Source organism: Flaviramulus basaltis (assembly GCF_900114265.1).
Lineage (GTDB): Bacteria > Bacteroidota > Bacteroidia > Flavobacteriales > Flavobacteriaceae > Flaviramulus > Flaviramulus basaltis.
The window spans coordinates 1269146-1286944 of the sequence record NZ_FPKV01000002.1; the positions used below are offsets into that span (position 1 = coordinate 1269146).

At 32.6% G+C, this 17799-nt stretch carries 12 protein-coding genes and 1 tRNA gene; 1 reads left to right on the forward strand and 12 read right to left on the reverse strand.

Annotated features, from left to right (window positions below; all coding sequences use genetic code 11):
* Positions 1–104: 104 nt before the first annotated feature.
* Genes lptC through BT151_RS12200 form a run of 4 tightly spaced genes read right to left on the reverse strand, consistent with a single transcriptional unit; the run spans position 105 to position 4101 of the window.
* Positions 105–659, reverse strand: a complete 555-nt coding sequence (gene lptC, locus BT151_RS12185; protein WP_072402532.1) for an LPS export ABC transporter periplasmic protein LptC — start codon at positions 657–659, stop codon at positions 105–107.
* Positions 659–2041 (reverse strand): tetratricopeptide repeat protein, encoded by a 1383-nt coding sequence (locus BT151_RS12190; protein WP_072402534.1) that lies wholly within the window; start codon positions 2039–2041, stop codon positions 659–661. Before BT151_RS12190 ends, lptC begins: the two co-directional genes overlap by 1 nt.
* A gap of 18 nt (positions 2042–2059) precedes the next feature.
* The gene (locus BT151_RS12195; protein ID WP_072402535.1) at positions 2060–3373 is read right to left on the reverse strand and encodes a BamG family beta-barrel-assembly machinery protein; all 1314 of its coding nucleotides are present in this window, start codon (positions 3371–3373) and stop codon (positions 2060–2062) included.
* On the reverse strand, positions 3370–4101 hold the full coding sequence (locus BT151_RS12200; RefSeq protein WP_072402537.1) for a type III pantothenate kinase: 732 nt from the start codon (positions 4099–4101) through the stop codon (positions 3370–3372). The genes BT151_RS12195 and BT151_RS12200 overlap by 4 nt, the downstream gene beginning before the upstream one ends.
* Positions 4102–4282: 181 nt before the next feature.
* On the opposite strand from BT151_RS12200, the gene BT151_RS12205 reads away from it, so the two are divergent.
* Positions 4283–4355: transfer RNA gene (locus BT151_RS12205), tRNA-Phe, on the forward strand.
* 187 nt (positions 4356–4542) lie between these two features.
* Here BT151_RS12205 and BT151_RS12210 read toward each other — a convergent pair.
* The 8 genes from BT151_RS12210 to BT151_RS12245 all read right to left on the reverse strand — a co-directional run bounded on the left by BT151_RS12210 (position 4543) and on the right by BT151_RS12245 (position 17798).
* On the reverse strand, positions 4543–6495 hold the full coding sequence (locus BT151_RS12210) for a heavy metal translocating P-type ATPase (protein ID WP_072402538.1): 1953 nt from the start codon (positions 6493–6495) through the stop codon (positions 4543–4545).
* A gap of 57 nt (positions 6496–6552) precedes the next feature.
* Positions 6553–6966 carry a Fur family transcriptional regulator gene (locus BT151_RS12215; protein WP_072402539.1) on the reverse strand — a complete coding sequence of 138 codons (414 nt, stop codon included), beginning with the start codon at positions 6964–6966 and terminating at the stop codon, positions 6553–6555.
* A 2-nt stretch (positions 6967–6968) separates the two neighbouring features.
* Complete coding sequence (locus BT151_RS12220) at positions 6969–8174, reverse strand: efflux RND transporter periplasmic adaptor subunit (protein WP_072402657.1); 1206 nt, start codon at positions 8172–8174, stop codon at positions 6969–6971.
* Positions 8175–8178: 4 nt separating this feature from the next.
* Positions 8179–12513 (reverse strand): CusA/CzcA family heavy metal efflux RND transporter, encoded by a 4335-nt coding sequence (locus BT151_RS12225; protein ID WP_072402541.1) that lies wholly within the window; start codon positions 12511–12513, stop codon positions 8179–8181.
* A 124-nt stretch (positions 12514–12637) separates the two neighbouring features.
* The gene (locus BT151_RS12230) at positions 12638–12949 is read right to left on the reverse strand and encodes a DUF6660 family protein (protein WP_072402543.1); all 312 of its coding nucleotides are present in this window, start codon (positions 12947–12949) and stop codon (positions 12638–12640) included.
* Between the two features lie 116 nt (positions 12950–13065).
* Positions 13066–13500 (reverse strand): heavy-metal-associated domain-containing protein, encoded by a 435-nt coding sequence (locus BT151_RS12235; protein WP_072402544.1) that lies wholly within the window; start codon positions 13498–13500, stop codon positions 13066–13068.
* Between the two features lie 19 nt (positions 13501–13519).
* Positions 13520–15292, reverse strand: a complete 1773-nt coding sequence (locus tag BT151_RS12240; RefSeq protein WP_072402546.1) for an efflux RND transporter periplasmic adaptor subunit — start codon at positions 15290–15292, stop codon at positions 13520–13522.
* Between the two features lie 4 nt (positions 15293–15296).
* Positions 15297–17798: a heavy metal translocating P-type ATPase gene (locus BT151_RS12245; RefSeq protein ID WP_072402548.1), complete on the reverse strand. Its 2502-nt coding sequence runs from the start codon at positions 17796–17798 to the stop codon at positions 15297–15299.
* Position 17799: the final 1 nt, after the last annotated feature.

Here is a 17799-nt window from a genome sequence, read left to right on the forward strand (position 1 = left end):
AGATACTTAAAATTGAGAAGGATTTCTGTTTACATTTTTGTTTTTGAAGAAATTATAATTAAACAGATTGCCACTTAGAAAAAGCTCCTCGCAATGACTTTTATTTAATCTTCTAGTGTAATTATACCTGTTACCTCTAGCACTTCGGCATTTGTGAATTCAGAATTAGAATCAAAACCATTACCATTTATAAGATCTTCTTCTGTTTTAAATGAAACTGGTTTGTTTGTGTACAACCATTCTTTACTTTGGTCATAAAACAATTGGTCTGTTTTTAAAACCCTGTTGTCATGTGTTGTTATAACAACATTATTTTGCATGTCAATTAAATTCGTTTCGTTATAAACGATAGCGTAATCTGCTACAACAGTGCTTTTTCTGTTTTCTTTATCATATATATAAAGTGTAGCTCCATCTGTAAATTCATAAAAAGGAAAATCTCTATTTGAGTAATCTAAGTATTTATTACTTAACAAATTAGCGATTACTTTACCTGAATCTGTATATTTTAAATTTGTTTTATATTCTATACCAATAGGTTCATTTTCAGAAATACCGATTTTTTGAACCTGCTTAAAACTGTCGTTGCATGAAAAAAACATAGTCACAGTAATTACTGTGACTATGTTTAGTATATAATATGTTACTCTTTTTGTCATTAAATTTTTGGCACTGTAACTGATGCTCCAATCCAACATCCAATTCTAATTACTTCTCCTCCTCTTCCAGAACTAAAAATCTCTGATTTAGTAGGCACTTTAGCTAAATAATTGGCGACAGACTTCGAAGCATTACTACTTTGTGTTGGATCAACACGGGCAGCTTTTCTAGCTTCATCTGCAGCTAACCAATAAACTGCTCTCTTATTAAAATTAGTATCTCCACAACTATTAGCACTAGCTGCATACATTGCTGCTATAGATAAGTATGGACGACCATTAGATGGATTAAGTTTTAAAGCCTCTCTAAAGAAACCTCTTGCTTGACCATAACTACCTCTTGCTTTTAGCTTTAAACCAATTCTATTGTTTAATTTAGACTTTTTAAAGTTATCTGTTTCTAAAGAAATTGCTTGTTTGTAAAAGTCAATAGCTTCACTAGATTTCCCTTCTTTGTCTTTCAAGATACCTAAGTAGTAAGCTGAATTAGCCGACGGACTTAACTCGTGGTATGCATTTACTAACTTAAAGAATAATGGATCGTCTGTACATTCTTTTTCAGACATTTTACCAGCAGCTCTCTGTAACCATAGAGCGTTAGTTTTGTTTTCCTCAAAGTCTTTTTGATAAAGTGGAATTAAGTTATCACAATTTGCTCTATCTCCTAATTTTTTATCTATACCATCAGAAATTTGATCATAAGCTTTTAAATAACTTTCACTAGACCTTTGAATGCTTTTATCTCTTTTTGTTAGAGATGCTCCAGTAGAATCTTTTTCTATTAATTTATTAAGCTTTTCTGAATAATTTTCAACTTCTACTTCTACTTTCTCTGCAACATCATCATATTTATTAAATAATTCTGCAGCAGTTTTTTTCTTTGCATCATACAAATCAACCATTAAAGAAAAATAAGTATATAAACTTTTTGGGTTTGTAAACGTATCCTTATCTAATTTATATGCTGCATCAAAACACGCATATAATTCTTCATCCGTTTTATTAAGCTCTGTTCTATTATCATACATTAATTGACAAGCTTGTGCCGCATATTCTCCTTTTGGAGTTTTGCTTTCAAAATGCACACCTCTTTCTTCCCAAAGTTTTATTAAATCATTAATAAAAGCTACTTTTTCAGCTCCTGTAGATTTGTCTATTTTATATTCTAAAATTTTCTCCCCATCTACATATATTGCATTATTAAATTTTGGGCATTTATTTCTTACGTCCATCCAAGGCTCATAAGCTGCATCAAAGTTTTTTGCTTTAACATATTCATGAAATATTGAAAGTTTTGTCATGCACTCTTCATCTTGCTGTGCAAAGCCAAAATTTAATCCAATAAATAATACTGCTAATAATAATGTAATTTTTTTCTTCATGATAATAATTTTATGCTGTTAGTCATACTTTCTTTTTTGAAACCATCTGTCGTTCAAAGATAAACTTAATTGGAAATTAATAAAATTCTCTTGTATTAAATTATTGCTTGTAGTTCCTCGTTTTCCTATTTCGAAACCTAAATTCGCATTAGAGAAATAACTTCCAACTGGTAATCCTACTCCAAAAGATATGCCAAACTCTTTTATTGCTTCATCATTTATATTTAATCCTGTATTTTCAAAACGTAAACCTGTTCTATAAACAACTCGTTTAAAGTAACTTGAAAAAGAATTATACTGAGGAATAAAAAAACCTCCTAATGATATAGTTGACGCATCCTCATAAGTAGTAGGATTGCTCGAACCTAATGTTGTGTTTCTTAAATTACTAGTATTACGAAATAAATATTCGGCTCCAACAAACCATTTTCTAGGAACCCCTACACCAAATCCTGCTGAGAAACGTGATGGTAAAATCAAATCGGTTTCTAAAAGACCTAAAGCTTCTAAATCCACTTCAATTTTGCTTATTTCAAATTCATTTCCAGTACTTGGATTTATTGATATTGTTGAAAATGATTGTTGATTTTTTGAATGCAAAAGGCTTTCTGGAGCATAAGTAACACCAGTAACTAACTCTAATTTTTCATTTAACAACCTTTTGTACGACAATCCTAAATTAAGATTTAATCCACTTAAATCTGATCTATTATTTTCGCGAGATTGATATTGAATAGGCGCACCATTATCATATTGATACTCAACAACGCTGTTTTGAATATTTCCAAAATTATATTGAAAATCTACTCCTACAGTTAAACCTTCAGCAATTTGATATCCTACACCTAAAAATGCTTTATTAACGCCTCCTTCTCCTTTAAATTTATTTTCAATTTTATCTTCATCATTTAAAGACTCTAATTTATAACCAACCGAAGTATGTGGCAATAAACCAAAACCAAAACCAAACTTACCCATAGGAATTGATATGGCTATATAATTAAAAGTTGTTGAAGAAGATTTATCTACACCAGAATCCGTTTTTAAATCTGTGCTAGTATAACTTCCTCCAACTGTAAATTTAACTGGCCTGCTTTCTCCATTAAAAGGAAAAATACTTACATTATCTCCTGCATAAGATGCTGGATTACGTAAATTAACATGAATACTATCTGTATAAATACTTAAACCTCCCATACTTCTATTCTCTACAGTACCTTTAAATTTAAGATTTCCAATACCATAAAAAGAATATGGCGAAGCTGTTCCCTCTTGACCATAACTGTGAATTGCAAATACTGCAATAAAAACTAATACAAGTTTTTTAATCATTCGTTTGTGTTAATTTGTAAAATAAAATTTAATCCCTCTAAAAGGAAATTTGAGTTCGCAAATATGCTACTTTTTAATTGTTTTGACAAGAATTTAGTATCCCCACCTGTTAAAATAACTGTTAAATCAGGATATTTTAACTTATATTTTTGAATTACTCCTTCAATTTCATTTAAAATACCAAATACAACGCCAGAATGTATAGATTCTTTTGTTGATTTTCCTATTATATTATCTGGATTTTCTGATTCTAACAACGGTAGGTTTGCCGTAAAAGTATTTAAAGCCTTATATCTCATTTGTAAACCAGGAGATATAGCACCTCCTAAGTATTCATTTTTAGAAGTCACAAAATCATAAGTAATACAACTCCCCGCATCTATTACAAGTACATTAGTATCAGGAAACTTTTCAACAGATGCTGATACTAATGCTATCCTATCTACACCTAAAGTTTTTGGAGTTTTATATAAATTTTTAAAAGGTAATTTAGTTTCTGAATCTAATATTAGCAAATCAAAAGACTTACCTATTGTGTTAATATCTGTTTTTTTTAATATTCCAACAGAAGATATAATCGCTTTTTTAATAGAAGGATATTTGTTTTTTAGCATTTTTATACCTTCTAAAATATGCTTAGTTTCAATAACCTCTTTGCTTTTGAGTTTATCTCCTTTAAAAATGGCTAACTTCACAAACGAGTTACCAACATCTATAATTAAATTCATATTATTTTACTAGCGACCGTAAATTTATAAAACCATAAAGAATATATATCCTATTTAACATACTTTATTAATATCCCTTAAATTAGTACTTTAAAAATAAAAGACAAACAAAGATTATTTTTTTACAATTTTATTTTGGCAAATAGTAAAAATGAATATATATTTGCAACCGCTTTGGCGAGGTACCTTAGCTCAGTTGGTAGAGCAAAGGACTGAAAATCCTTGTGTCCCTGGTTCGATTCCTGGAGGTACCACGAAAAAATCCCGAAACTTTAATGTTTACGGGATTTTTTTTATTTAAGAAACAGCATTAGACACGATTTCTAAATATAAATTCACTTTTTTTATTTCAACATCATCATAACTTATGATTGAAAATAAAAAGGACACTTAAATTAGAAACCCTTTTTAAGTGAGTAAACATAATTTTAATGATCTTTTTTAATTCCAACTAATTCGTTGTAATCTAACAGCATTCAAAATTGCTAACAATGCTACTCCTACATCTGCAAACACCGCTTCCCACATCGTAGCCAAACCACCTGCTCCTAATATTAGAACTATGACTTTTACACCGAATGCTAATATGATATTTTGCCAAACAATTTTTCGGGTGGAACGACTAATTTTTATTGCTTTTACCATTTTTGAAGGTTGGTCTGTTTGAATAATAACATCTGCTGTTTCAATAGCGACATCACTTCCTAAACCACCCATTGCGATACCAACATCACTAGCTGCTAAAACGGGAGCATCATTAATACCATCGCCTATAAAAGCAATCTTATTATCAGGATTTTGCTTTAATTTTTCAACTTCATTTAATTTATCTTCTGGCAATAAACCACCTTTGGCTTTTTTAATATTTAATTCCGAAGCCACTTTTTGAGTAATAGAATCCTTATCGCCAGAGAGCATCATAATATTTTTAATACCTATATTATGTAATGCTATAATCGTTTCTTTTGCATCGTCTTTTAATTCATCTGCAATAACAACATAACCTGCAAACGCATCATCTATAGCGACCAATACAATGGATTCTACAATAGTTTCTGTTTCCTCTAATGCCTTTATATTATTAGCAGTCATTAAGGCTTTATTGCCGACTAAAACTGTTTTATTATTTACAATACCTTTTAATCCTTTTCCAGCAATTTCGGATACTTCCGACGCCTCATAATCTGTGCCTTCAGCCTTATACTCTAAGATTGCTTTAGCAATGGGATGTGTAGATTGTTCTTCAATAGCTATGAGATACTTCATAAACTCTTTTTCATCCCAATTGACTGCTTTTATTTGTTTAATTTTGAAAATACCTTTTGTAACCGTACCTGTTTTATCCATTACCAAAGTGTTTATTTTGGTCATTGCATCTAAAAATGAAGCTCCTTTAAATAAAATTCCGTTTTTTGATGCTGCTCCCAATCCTCCGAAATAACCTAACGGAATAGATATTACCAAAGCGCAAGGACACGATATAACCAAGAAGATTAAGGCACGATACAACCAATCTCTAAACACATAATCACTAACAAATAAATAAGGCAAAAAAGTAACTCCAATTGCCAAAAAGACGACAATTGGTGTATAAATACGTGCAAATTTTCTAATGAATAATTCTGTTTTTGACTTTCTTGCTGTGGCATTTTGAACTAAATCCAATATTCTTGCAATAGAACTGTCTTTAAATTCTTTTGTAACTTCAACTTCAATTACATTTTCTAAATTAATACTACCTGCAAAAACACTTGTACCTTTAGTAATTGTATCTGGTTTACTTTCGCCTGTTAAAGCAGCTGTATTGAGTGATCCTTTTTCGGAAATTAAAACACCATCTAATGAGATTTTTTCACCAACTTTAATTTGAATTTTCTCACCAATAGCAACTGTTTCTGGTGACACACTTTCTATATCACCATTCCGAAATACATTCGCTTCTTTAGGACGAACATCTAATAACGCCTTAATATTCCCCTTTGCTCTATTTACTGCTGCATTTTGAAAGAGTTCGCCTACTGCGTAAAATAGCATGACTGCAACGCCTTCTGGAAATTCACCAATCGCAAACGCCCCAATAGTTGCTAAAGACATTAAAAAGAACTCTGTAAAAACATCCCCTTTTTTAATGCTTCTCCAACCTTCTTTTAAAACAGGAAGTCCTACTGGGAAATAAGCTATAATATACCACCCTAAACGCAACCAATTTTTGAAAAAGGTTACATTAAAATAATCCAAAGCTATTCCTATTATCAGCATTACAAAACTTATAATTGCTGGTACATAGACTTTAAATCCACTTTGATTTTCGCCATGATTATGACCATCATCGTGGTTATGTTCTGTTTCAGAATGCTGTTTAATATCTCTTAAATTCAGTTTCTTTTTTTTCATCTTAAAATGTATTTCTTCCAAAGATGCTATTATAATTAGTGCAAAGGAAGTGCATTATTAACTACTACATTTATCGCAAATACCTTTAACTACCAAATTCACATTTTCTGAAATAAACCCCTCTGGAACTTTAATTTGAGGAATTTTATGATCTGTGAGACAAACTGTTTCGTTACAATTGTTGCAATGAAAATGCAAGTGTAAATCTGTTTCAATTTCGCAATTACACCCTTTTTCACATAATGCATATTTGGTAATTCCTGTACCATCATCTATTTGATGCACAATATCTTTTTCTTCAAAAGTTTTAATTGTTCTGTATAATGTGGTTCGGTCTGCTTTTTCAAAAGCATTTTCAATATCGCTTAATGTAACGGCGACTTGTTTCTCTGCAAGAAACTTATAAATTAATAAACGCATTGCCGTAACACGTATACTTTTTGACTCTAAAAATTGTTCTATGTTTTCCATTATTAATGTGCGTGTTCCGTTTCTCCTTTTTGCATTTCGGCATTAAGATAGTAGGCATTATTATAAGCAAACTTTGTGTTTTTATCCAATTCTTCAAAAAATTGAACAGCTATCCAATTGTCATCTTTTGCTCCTAAAAGCACTTCTATAGGCTTAAAACTCCAATCTTCATTTTCTCTTTCTGCTGTAAAAACGTAAAATTTATCACCTTCTTTTATGATGGCACTTTCTGGTAAAGCTGTTGTTTGAGCGTTTTCTGTTTGAATTTTGCCCTTAATATACATGCCCGGAATTAAATTACCCGTCTTGTTTTCAATTTCGGCATGGACATGAACTGCTTTAGGATTTTCTTCAAAAGTTTTACTTACTGAATAGATTTCTGCGGAAAGTTCTTCACCTGGTATAGATTGCACATTAAAAACTACTTTCTGCCCTTTTTTTACTTTATAAACGTCTTTTTCAAATACCATTAAATCTGCGTGAACATGATGCGTGTTTACAATTTCAAAAAGTTCGGTTTGTGGGTCTACATATTGCCCTGTTTTTACTTCCACTTTTTGAACAAAACCTTCTATTGGACTCCGTAATGAGATGCTTTGAGCAATTATACCTTTACGCACCGATGCTGTATTGACACTTAATAGTCGTAATTGTGCTTCCAATCCATTAACCATTGCTTTAGATGCCTCATATTCTGCTTCTGCCTTTTGAAAATTTGCGCCAGATCCTACGCCAGCATCATATAATTTTTGTTGTCGTTCGTAATTTTTCTTCATAAAATTACTGTTGCTATAGGCATTTAAATAATCTGTCTGCATTTTTATAATAGTAGGATGTGAAAGGTATGCAACAACTTGTCCTTTATTAACCTTATCGCCTTCAATTACTTTTATAGACACTACATTCGCTCCAACAACAGAAGTAATAGCTGCTTCGTTTTGTGGTGGCACTTCTAAAGTCCCGTTGGCTTCTACATAACCACTCATGTTTCGCTCTGTAATGGCATCTATTTTCATTTTTAATGTTTCAAATTGTTGTTTTGAAATCATTACTTCTTCTACCTTATCATGATTATCATTATTTTCTGACTTTATAACATCATCATGCGAATGTCCATCTTCAACTTTATGTTTTTCCTTATTACCACAAGCTGTAACTACAAGTAAAAAGATTAGTAGTGTAAAGGTTATATATCGTGTGTTTTTCATTTTCTTATTGATTAAAATATTGTAGTTGAAAGGCATTTTCTAAATAATTTATTAATGCTTTTTGTGCCTCTAATTCCGATTGAATAGCTTCTTTTATAAGTTGTGTAAATCCTGCATAGTCTATTTCCCCCTCTTTATAAGCAAACAAAGCACCTGCTTTTTGTTCTTTAACAAGTTGTAAAACTTCATTTTTATAGAATAGCCACGAGTTTTTCCATTTTTGATAATTTTCCTTTGCCTGATTGAATTTAGACTGAACTTCCTTTTTCTTAAATTGAATAGTTACTTCTGCAATTTCGGAATCGATTTTTGCAGTTTTAACCTTTGCTTTATTTATTCCTGATAAAAACGGAATTGAAATTCCCGCTTGATAGGTATAAAAACCGGAATTACCATTTACTTTTTGTAAGCCACCTTGCAGGTTAAACTTGGGTAAATTATCGGCCTTAGCAGCATTATATGTTGCTTCTGCTTCTGTTACTTGTAGTTGTGCTAAATCAAATAAAGGATGTGCTTCTAAATTAAAATTATCACTATTTATTTCTTCAATAATTTCAATATCATTTGGAACCGTATAAAATGTATCAGAAACTAACCATAAATTTAATTGCTGTAAGTCAATGTGATAGTCACTCTTCGCTTGCATCAATTTATTTTGAATCTGTAAGGCTTGGTTTCTAGCTGCAGAATATTCTAATTTTGAAATGGCTTCTACTTCATAATTCAAGGCTACTGCTTTTTCAAAATTGGTGTAAATGGAATCTAATTCTTTATATAAATTATAATTCTTTTTACTTTGAAAGGCTCTTAACCAAGCTTTTTTAACCTCTAGTTCTAAATCTAATTCTGAGAGTTGAAATGCTTTTTGAGCAAATTGAATACGTTGTTCTTGCAATCGCTTTTTTGCCGAAACTCCAAATACATCAATATTAGATTGACCAACACCAATGGTGGTATAAATACCATTTCCATTACTAAGTTCTTCACCACCTGTAAAAATTTGAGTTGTACCTAAATCGTAAACTGTACTTTTTAACTGCTGTTGTTTAGTGATTTCTAATTGCTTTTGTTTTAATAGTGGATAATTTTCTTTTGATAATTTAACTGCTTCTTGCATTGTTATTACCGAAATAGAATCACTCTTTTGTTGCGCATTTGTATTTATGGAGAACAGAAATACAAACCCTATAATAGCAGTAAAAGCAATCGCTTTTTTATTCATACTAAATTTTAAAGATTTCGTTTCAACCCAATGATATAATATCGGCAAAACAAACAAGGTTAATAGCGTAGAAGTTAATAAACCACCTATAACAACAGTAGCCAAAGGGCGTTGCACTTCTGCACCAGCAGATGCTGAAACTGCCATGGGCAAAAACCCTAAAACATCTGTAAAAGCCGTTAGCATAATAGGTCTAATTCGTCGCTTTGTACCTTCAATAATTCTATCTTTAAGGTTGGTAACGCCTTCTTCTTTCAACTCGTTTAATCCACTAATCATTACGAGTCCATTTAAAACCGCAACACCAAACAACACGATAAAACCTACACCTGCCGAAATACTAAATGGCATATCTCTTAACCATAATGCTATTACACCTCCAATGGTTGCCATTGGAATAGCTATATAAATCATTAAAGTTTGTGATACCGATTTTAATGCAAAATAAATAAGTATAAAAATGAGTACTAACGCTATTGGCACAACGGTTTGCAATCGATTACTAGCACGCTCTAAATTCTCAAATGCACCACCGTAACGAATAAAATAGCCGGATGGCAATTCCAATTTAGCATCTAACTTTGATTTTATCTCGGTTACCAAAGATTTCACGTCTCGTCCTCTAACATTTATTCCTACATATGTTCTTCTGTTGGTATTATCTCTGCTTATTTGCATCGGACCAGCTTTATAGGTGACATCTGCAATTTCACGAAGCGGAATCTGAATACCTGAAGGTAAATTGATAAATAAATTTTGAACATCTGTTATATCATTTCGATTGTCGGAACTTAATCTTACTACAAGATCAAATCTTTTTTCACCTTCAAAAATAGTACCTGCTGTTCCACCAGCAAAAGCCGATTGAACAATTTGATTCAATGTATTTATTTGTAAACCATATTGAGCTAACTTACTTCTGTTGTAGGTAATTGTCATTTGTGGCAACCCTGTTGTTGCCTCAGCTTTCATATCACCAATACCATCTGTACCTGCAATAATTTTAGTTATTTCAGCTGCTTTTTGAGATAACACGTTAATATCTTCTCCATATAGTTTTATTGCAATGTCCTCTCTAACACCTTCGAGCAATTCATTGAAACGCATTTCAATAGGCTGCGTAAATTCATAATTAACACCAGGAATTATTTCAACCGCTTCTTTCATTTTTTCGATGAGTTCGTCTTTAGATGCTACCGAAGTCCATTCACTTTTTGGCTTAAGAATTACAAAAACATCAGCAAGATCCATTGGCATTGGATCTGTTGGAATTTCGGCAACACCTATGCGGCTTACAATTTTTTCTACTTCAGGAAACTTTGCTTTTACAATTTGTTCAATTTTGGTCGTCGTTTCGATAGTTTCTGTAAGTGAACTTCCCGGTTTTAAAATAGCGTGAAATGCAATATCACCTTCATCAAGTTGTGGAATAAATTCGCCACCCATTCTTGTGAACACAAAGACTGTAATTCCGAATAAAAAAACAGAAATACCAATTATTAGCTTACTCTTTTCCAACGCTTTAACCAATAAAGGCTGATATTTACGTTCTACCCAATGCACAAATTTATCTCCATAAGATTTTTTTGATGATTTTGGCGCTCTTAGAATTAATGCAGACATCATAGGTACATAAGTAAGACACAGCACCATGGCACCAATCATAGCAAAAATAAAGGTTAACGCCATAGGCTTAAACATTTTCCCTTCAATGCCTTGTAATGCCAAAATTGGAAGAAAAACAATTAAAATAATAAGCTGCCCGAAAAACGCAGCATTCATCATTTTTTTGGAAGCATTTGATGCCACATAATCTCGTTCTTTTGAAGATAATTTGTTCTTTTTTAATACTTGAGAGGCGATGAGAAAAACAGTACTTTCTACAATAATTACTGCTCCATCTACAATAATTCCAAAATCTATAGCTCCTAAGCTCATTAGATTAGCCCAAACATCAAATACATTCATAAGTATAAAGGCAAATAATAAGGATAATGGAATGGTTGAAGCCACTATTAAACCACCTCGCCAATTTCCCAAAAGAAAAATAAGAACGAAAATGACAATTAATGCACCTTCAATAAGATTTGTAGCTACCGTAAAAGTTGTTTCTGCTATTAATTTGCTTCGGTCTAATAAAGGTTCAATAATGACACCTTCTGGTAAAGATTTTTCAATTTGAGTCATTCTTTGCTTAACATTCTCTATAACATCGTTTGAATTAGCACCTTTAAGCATCATAACCAAACCTCCTACAACTTCGCCTTCACCATCTTGTGTTAAAGCGCCATAACGAATTGCAGAACCAAATTGAACGGTAGCAATATCCCCAATAGTAATTGGAATGTTATTAGTGTTTTTGACTGCAATTTTCTTAATATCATCTAAACTTCTTACCAATCCTTCACCACGAATAAAATTGGCTTGATGATTTTTTTCAATATATGCACCACCTGTATTTTGATTGTTAGCTTCAAGTGCCTCAAATACATCTGTAATGGTTAATCCTATCGCTTTTAAATCGTTTGGATCTACAGCGACTTCATATTGTTTGATTTTTCCGCCAATAGCATTCACCTCAACAACTCCTTCCACCATAGCCATTTGACGCTGCACAATCCAATCTTGCATGGTACGCAAATCTGTGACCGAATACTTATTTTTGTATTCTGGTTTCACTTTAAGCGTATATTGATATATTTCTCCTAAACCAGACGAAATTGGTCCCATTGTAGGTTCTCCAAAACCATTAGGGATTTGCGTTTTTATGTCGTTGAGCTTTTCTGCCACCAATTGACGAGGCAAATAAGTTCCCATATCATCATCAAAAACAATAGTAACAACAGATAGACCAAAACGAGAAATGGAACGGATTTCTTGAACATTGGGAAGGTTACTCATTGCAACTTCAACAGGATAGGTTATTATTTGCTCAATATCCTCTGTTCCTAAATTGGGCGCTTGTGTGATAACTTGCACTTGGTTATTGGTAATATCTGGAACAGCATCGATTGGCACTTGGGTCATACTCCAAATACCTGCTCCAATAATGGTAAGCGTAAGCAAACCAATAATGAATTTGTTATTGATTGAAAAATCAATAATTTTATTAATCATAGAAAATGTATTAATTCAGTTAAACTTCTCGATACAATTCTGATAAAAAAATTAGAATTACTCGAAATGAAAGAACCTTTGATAAGGTTGAAAAATGGATATAGCTATCCTTTAGAAAACTGAATTATGCCCTTGGTGGCTGTAAAATTGAAGTAGTAAATTTTCTTTCTGAACCGTTTATGTAGAAAAAATCTTGAGTAGAAATATCAGATTTATTAAACTTTACATTTACGCTTTTAAAATGTGTAGCACTAATATGGCAACATTGGCAAATACAAAAAGGTGAACATAAATCTGAACCTAGATGCTGATGATCATCACTTAAAGATTGTGAAATCTCAATTTTAACCTCATCATTAAAGTCACTATAATCTTGGCAAGGCGCTAAATTAAGTGCGAATATATATATTGATAATATGAAGGCTAAAAATTTCATTGAAGCAAATATATAAATTATTTCGTGCAATGGTGTTGCAAATAAAATTAGGTGTGAGATTTTTATAAAAGAAGAACCCTTTAAATAGGGCTCTTCTTTACTTATTTTACTTATTATTAATGATTAGAATGATCTTCTTCTTTATTCTCACCTGATTGATTCATTGGCATTTCATGATCGTATTGGCAACAACCTGGTAAACCCTTATAAGCCTCATCGTTTGCTGCTACTTTTTCAGTATCATAACCTGATGCTGCAATCGCTTTATGAATTGCTATTACATCTGTTTTAGCTTCATCAAAAGAGACATCAATTTTCTTTTTATCTACATCCCAATTAGCATTTGCAACACCCTCAACACCATTTGCGGCTTTTTCAATTGTGTTTTTACACATTCCGCAATTACCTCTAACTCCAAAAGTTATATCTGCCATTGCAATTTCTTTAGAAAGCTCTGTAGTTGTTGTTTCTTTTTCTTGTTTCGTTTCGTTTTTACAGCTCGTGAAAACTAAACTTGCCATTACAGCTACACTTAAAATTACTCTTTTCATTGTTTTAAAAATTTAATTATTATTCTATTACTTGTTTTATTTCTCCACAGGTTAACATCGCACCACCAAAATATGGATTGACCACTTTTTCTTCTTTACTTAACCAATAGGCTCCTTTATTGCTATCTGCCATAGGACAAAACTGTTGATACACCTTTTCATTAACACCAAATATTTCTATAGCATTTGTTAGATATGTAGAAAGTTGTTTGAAATAATTTCTTTGTTCTAGAATATTTAATGTGTTTGAGATTGAATTTGCAGAAGTCTTTATCGCTTTTTCTAATGACATCCAATGCGAATGAACATCATTGTTATTTAAAAGTTTCATATCGACTTTATTTAAATTATCTAATAGTTTTTTTGATGTTTCCTTTACATTTTTAGAATCATCTTTTACTAATTCATCTTTCAACTTGATATAATCATAAAAAACTGCCTTTAACTGATTTTGAAAGTCCTTTGATACTTTAACTCTTTCATTAATATTGGAATGACTCTTATTGTCTGTTGAAGTCATTTCTCCCATACCCAAATGCCCTTCATGCCCTGTCATCATTTTACCACCTTCTTTATTCATCATCGATTTTTTTCCTTGTAATTGTGCAGCAGCATCAACAGTAAAAGTTCCGTTTGTTACAATTTCATCTCCATTTTTTAAGCCTTCTAATACTTGGTAAGTATCACCATTTTTATTTCCTAATGTAATTTGACGCATTTCAAAAACAGGCTCATTTTGATTTGCTTTAAGATACACCACAGAGCGCTTTCCTGTCCATAAAACAGCAGATGAAGGAATGTTTAAGATGTCCTCCTTACTTGAATTAACTCCAGTTATTAAACCTTCAACAAACATTCCCGGTTTAAACATATCGTCTTTATTATTTAAAACAACTCTTAAGTTTACAGTACGTTTTCTAGCATTTAAAACGGGGTCAATAAAATCTACTTTCGACTTAAAAACCGCATTTGGGTTAGAATTTGTAGTTATAGAAACTTCTTGCCCTTTTTTAAATAAGCTGATTTGATTTTCGTAAACATCAAAATTTGCCCAAACTGTATTTAAATTTGCAATTTTTAATAGTGGCTGGCCCTGTTTAATATAGTCACCTTGTTCTACCAGCTTTTCAGAAACTGTTCCTGAAACCGTAGCGTAAACAGGAAAGTTTTCTTGAACACGACCTGATTTTTCAATTTGACTAATTTGATTTTCAGACAATTTCCATAATTTCAATTTATTACGAACTGCCTTGTACAATGCAGGTTGAGATTCCTTTAATGAACTTGCTGTAATTAACTCTTGTTGTGCAGCATATAATTCTGGGGAATAAATAGTTGCTAATAATTGTCCTTTTCGAACTTCTTCCCCTGTAAAACTAACATTCAATCGCTCAATTCTTCCAGAAAAATAACTTACTTGTACTGCATTAGCTTCTTCATTCTCTACAATTTTTCCTGAAAGTTTTATGGCATTACCTTCAATATTACTATTACCTACAACAGTGGTTTGAATATTTGCCAAAGCCATTGCGTTTTTTGATAGTTTAAATTGATCTACCGCTAAACCTTCTGCACCTACTTCTGCAGGAATTAAATCCATACCACAAATAGGACAATCGCCAGCTTCTGGTTGCATAATCTGCGGATGCATAGCACAGGTCCACATTTGTTTAGTTTCAGAAACCTCGCTGTGATTATACTCTGTATTTTTATTTGATGAACCTCCAAAAATCATCCATCCTAAAAGCAACCCGACAACTAATATTCCTATATAAATTATATACTTTTTCATTATACTATATTTTAATATTTCTTAATCGTAATGCATTTGCAATAACTGAAACCGAACTAAAACTCATGGCTAATGCAGCAATCATTGGAGAGAGTAAAATTCCAAAAAACGGGAACAATACACCTGCCGCTATAGGAATTCCTAATGTGTTATAGATGAGAGCAAAAAACAAGTTTTGTTTAATGTTCTTCATTACCGAATCTCCTAAATTTCTGGCTTTTACAATACCGTGTAAATCCCCTTTTACCAAAGTTATCATTGCACTTTCAATAGCTACATCTGTTCCGGTTCCCATGGCGATACCAACATCACTTTTGGCCAATGCTGGTGCATCATTAATACCATCACCTGCCATAGCAACTACTTTTCCTTGCTTTTGTAGTTTTTCTACCTCTTTTAGTTTGTCTTCGGGAAGCATGCTTGCTTTAAAAGCTTCTAAATTTAACTCGCTAGCAACTGCTTGTGCGGTGTCGTGATTATCGCCTGTCAGCATAATCACAGCAATTCCTTTTCCTTGAAGTTCTTTAATAGCTTTCGCACTAGTTTCCTTAATTTTATCAGCAATAACCACATAGCCAACAACTGTGTTTCCTACTGCTAAATAAGACACTGTTTTTCCTTGCTTTTGGTAGGTTTTGGCTTCTTCCTCCATTTCAGGAGTAATTTCTGCTTTGGCATAATCCATCATTTTAGGATTTCCTAAGGCTACTTTTTCACCTTCAATTATAGCTTCCACTCCTTTACCTGTAACGGCACTAAAGTCTTCTGATTTTAAAATTTTAGCATTTTGTTCTTTCCCATATTTTAAAGTTGCTTCAGCCAATGGATGTTCACTGTTACTGTTTAACGACACAATATATTCCAGCACTTCGCTTTCACTTAAATCATCTTTAAAAGCACCAATTTTATCTACGGTTGGTTTTCCTTCGGTAATGGTTCCTGTTTTATCAATAATTAGCGTATCTACTTTATCCATTTTTTCGAGAGCTTCCGCATTTTTAATCAATACACCATTTTGAGCGCCTTTACCCACACCAACCATTACAGACATTGGTGTTGCCAATCCTAATGCACACGGACAAGCAATTATCAACACCGCGATGGCATTTACAAATGCATACACATACACTGGTTCTGGACCCCAAATAGCCCAAACAACAAAGGTTATTACAGAAATTATAACCACAACAGGCACAAAATATCCTGATACTTTATCTGCTAAATTTTGAATGGGTGCGCGACTTCGACTTGCATCATTCACCATGTGAATAATTTGAGACAATAAAGTATCGCTCCCTATCTTTTCGGCTTTCATTAAAAAACTTTGATTGCCATTTATGGTTCCACTACTTACGTTGTCGCCTTTTTCTTTGTTTACAGGAATAGGTTCCCCAGTAATCATAGATTCATCAATTGTGGTATCTCCATCCGTGATGACACCATCCACAGGAATTTTATCACCAGGTTTTACTTTTAGAATATCATTCAATTCTATTTTATCGATGCTTACTTCAACCTCTTGTCCATCTACTATTTTTATGGCTTTGCTTGGTGCTAATTTTAAAAGTTCTTTTACTGCGGCATTAGTTTTGCTATGTGCTCGTGCTTCTAACAATTGCCCCATTAAAACAAGCGTTAAAATAACGGTTGCTGCTTCAAAATAAACGTGAACCGCTCCAGATTCGGTTTTGAATTGTTCTGGAAAGACATCAGGGAAGAACATCCCAAAAACACTAAATAACCAAGCCACACTAGAGCCAATTCCTATAAGCGTGAACATATTAAGGTTCCAAGTTTTTATGCTTTTAAATGCACGTTCAAAAAACATCCAAGTTGCATAAAACACTACTGGAATAGATAATCCAAACTGAATCCAGTTCCATTTTTTTTGTTCCATGACATCGTATAATGGATTGTTAGAAAGCATTTCACTCATTGCGATTAAGAAAATAGGAAGTGTAAAAGCCAATGCTATCCAAAACTTTTTTAATAGCTTTTTATAGGTTTTCTCTTCTGCGGAAATATCTGGCTGCATTGGTATTAAATCCATTCCGCAAATGGGACAAGCTCCTGCTTCGTCTTTTGCTACTTCTGGGTGCATAGGGCACGTCCATTGCTCTGATGAGGACGTTGAAAGATTTTGTTCTTCAACTAAATCCATTCCACAAACAGGACAATCTCCAGCTTTATCATAAGTTTTATCACCTTCGCAATGCATTGGGCAGTAAAAAGTTCCAGTTCCTTTGCCTTTTGGTTTTTCTTCTTTTTTAGCTTCTGAATGTTGGTGATGTTCTCCCGATTTATGAATGCTATAGCTTCCTCCATCCTTTTTTAAGGCTTCTTGAAAGGTTTCCATAGGGATATGGCTTTCCATTTCGATGGTTGCTTCTGCTGTTTCTAAATCAACAGAAGCTTTTAAAACACCTTCCACTTTTGAAAGTGTTTCTTCCACGTGACTTCGACAACCATTGCAGGTCATTCCGTGTATGTGATATGTGTGTTTCATT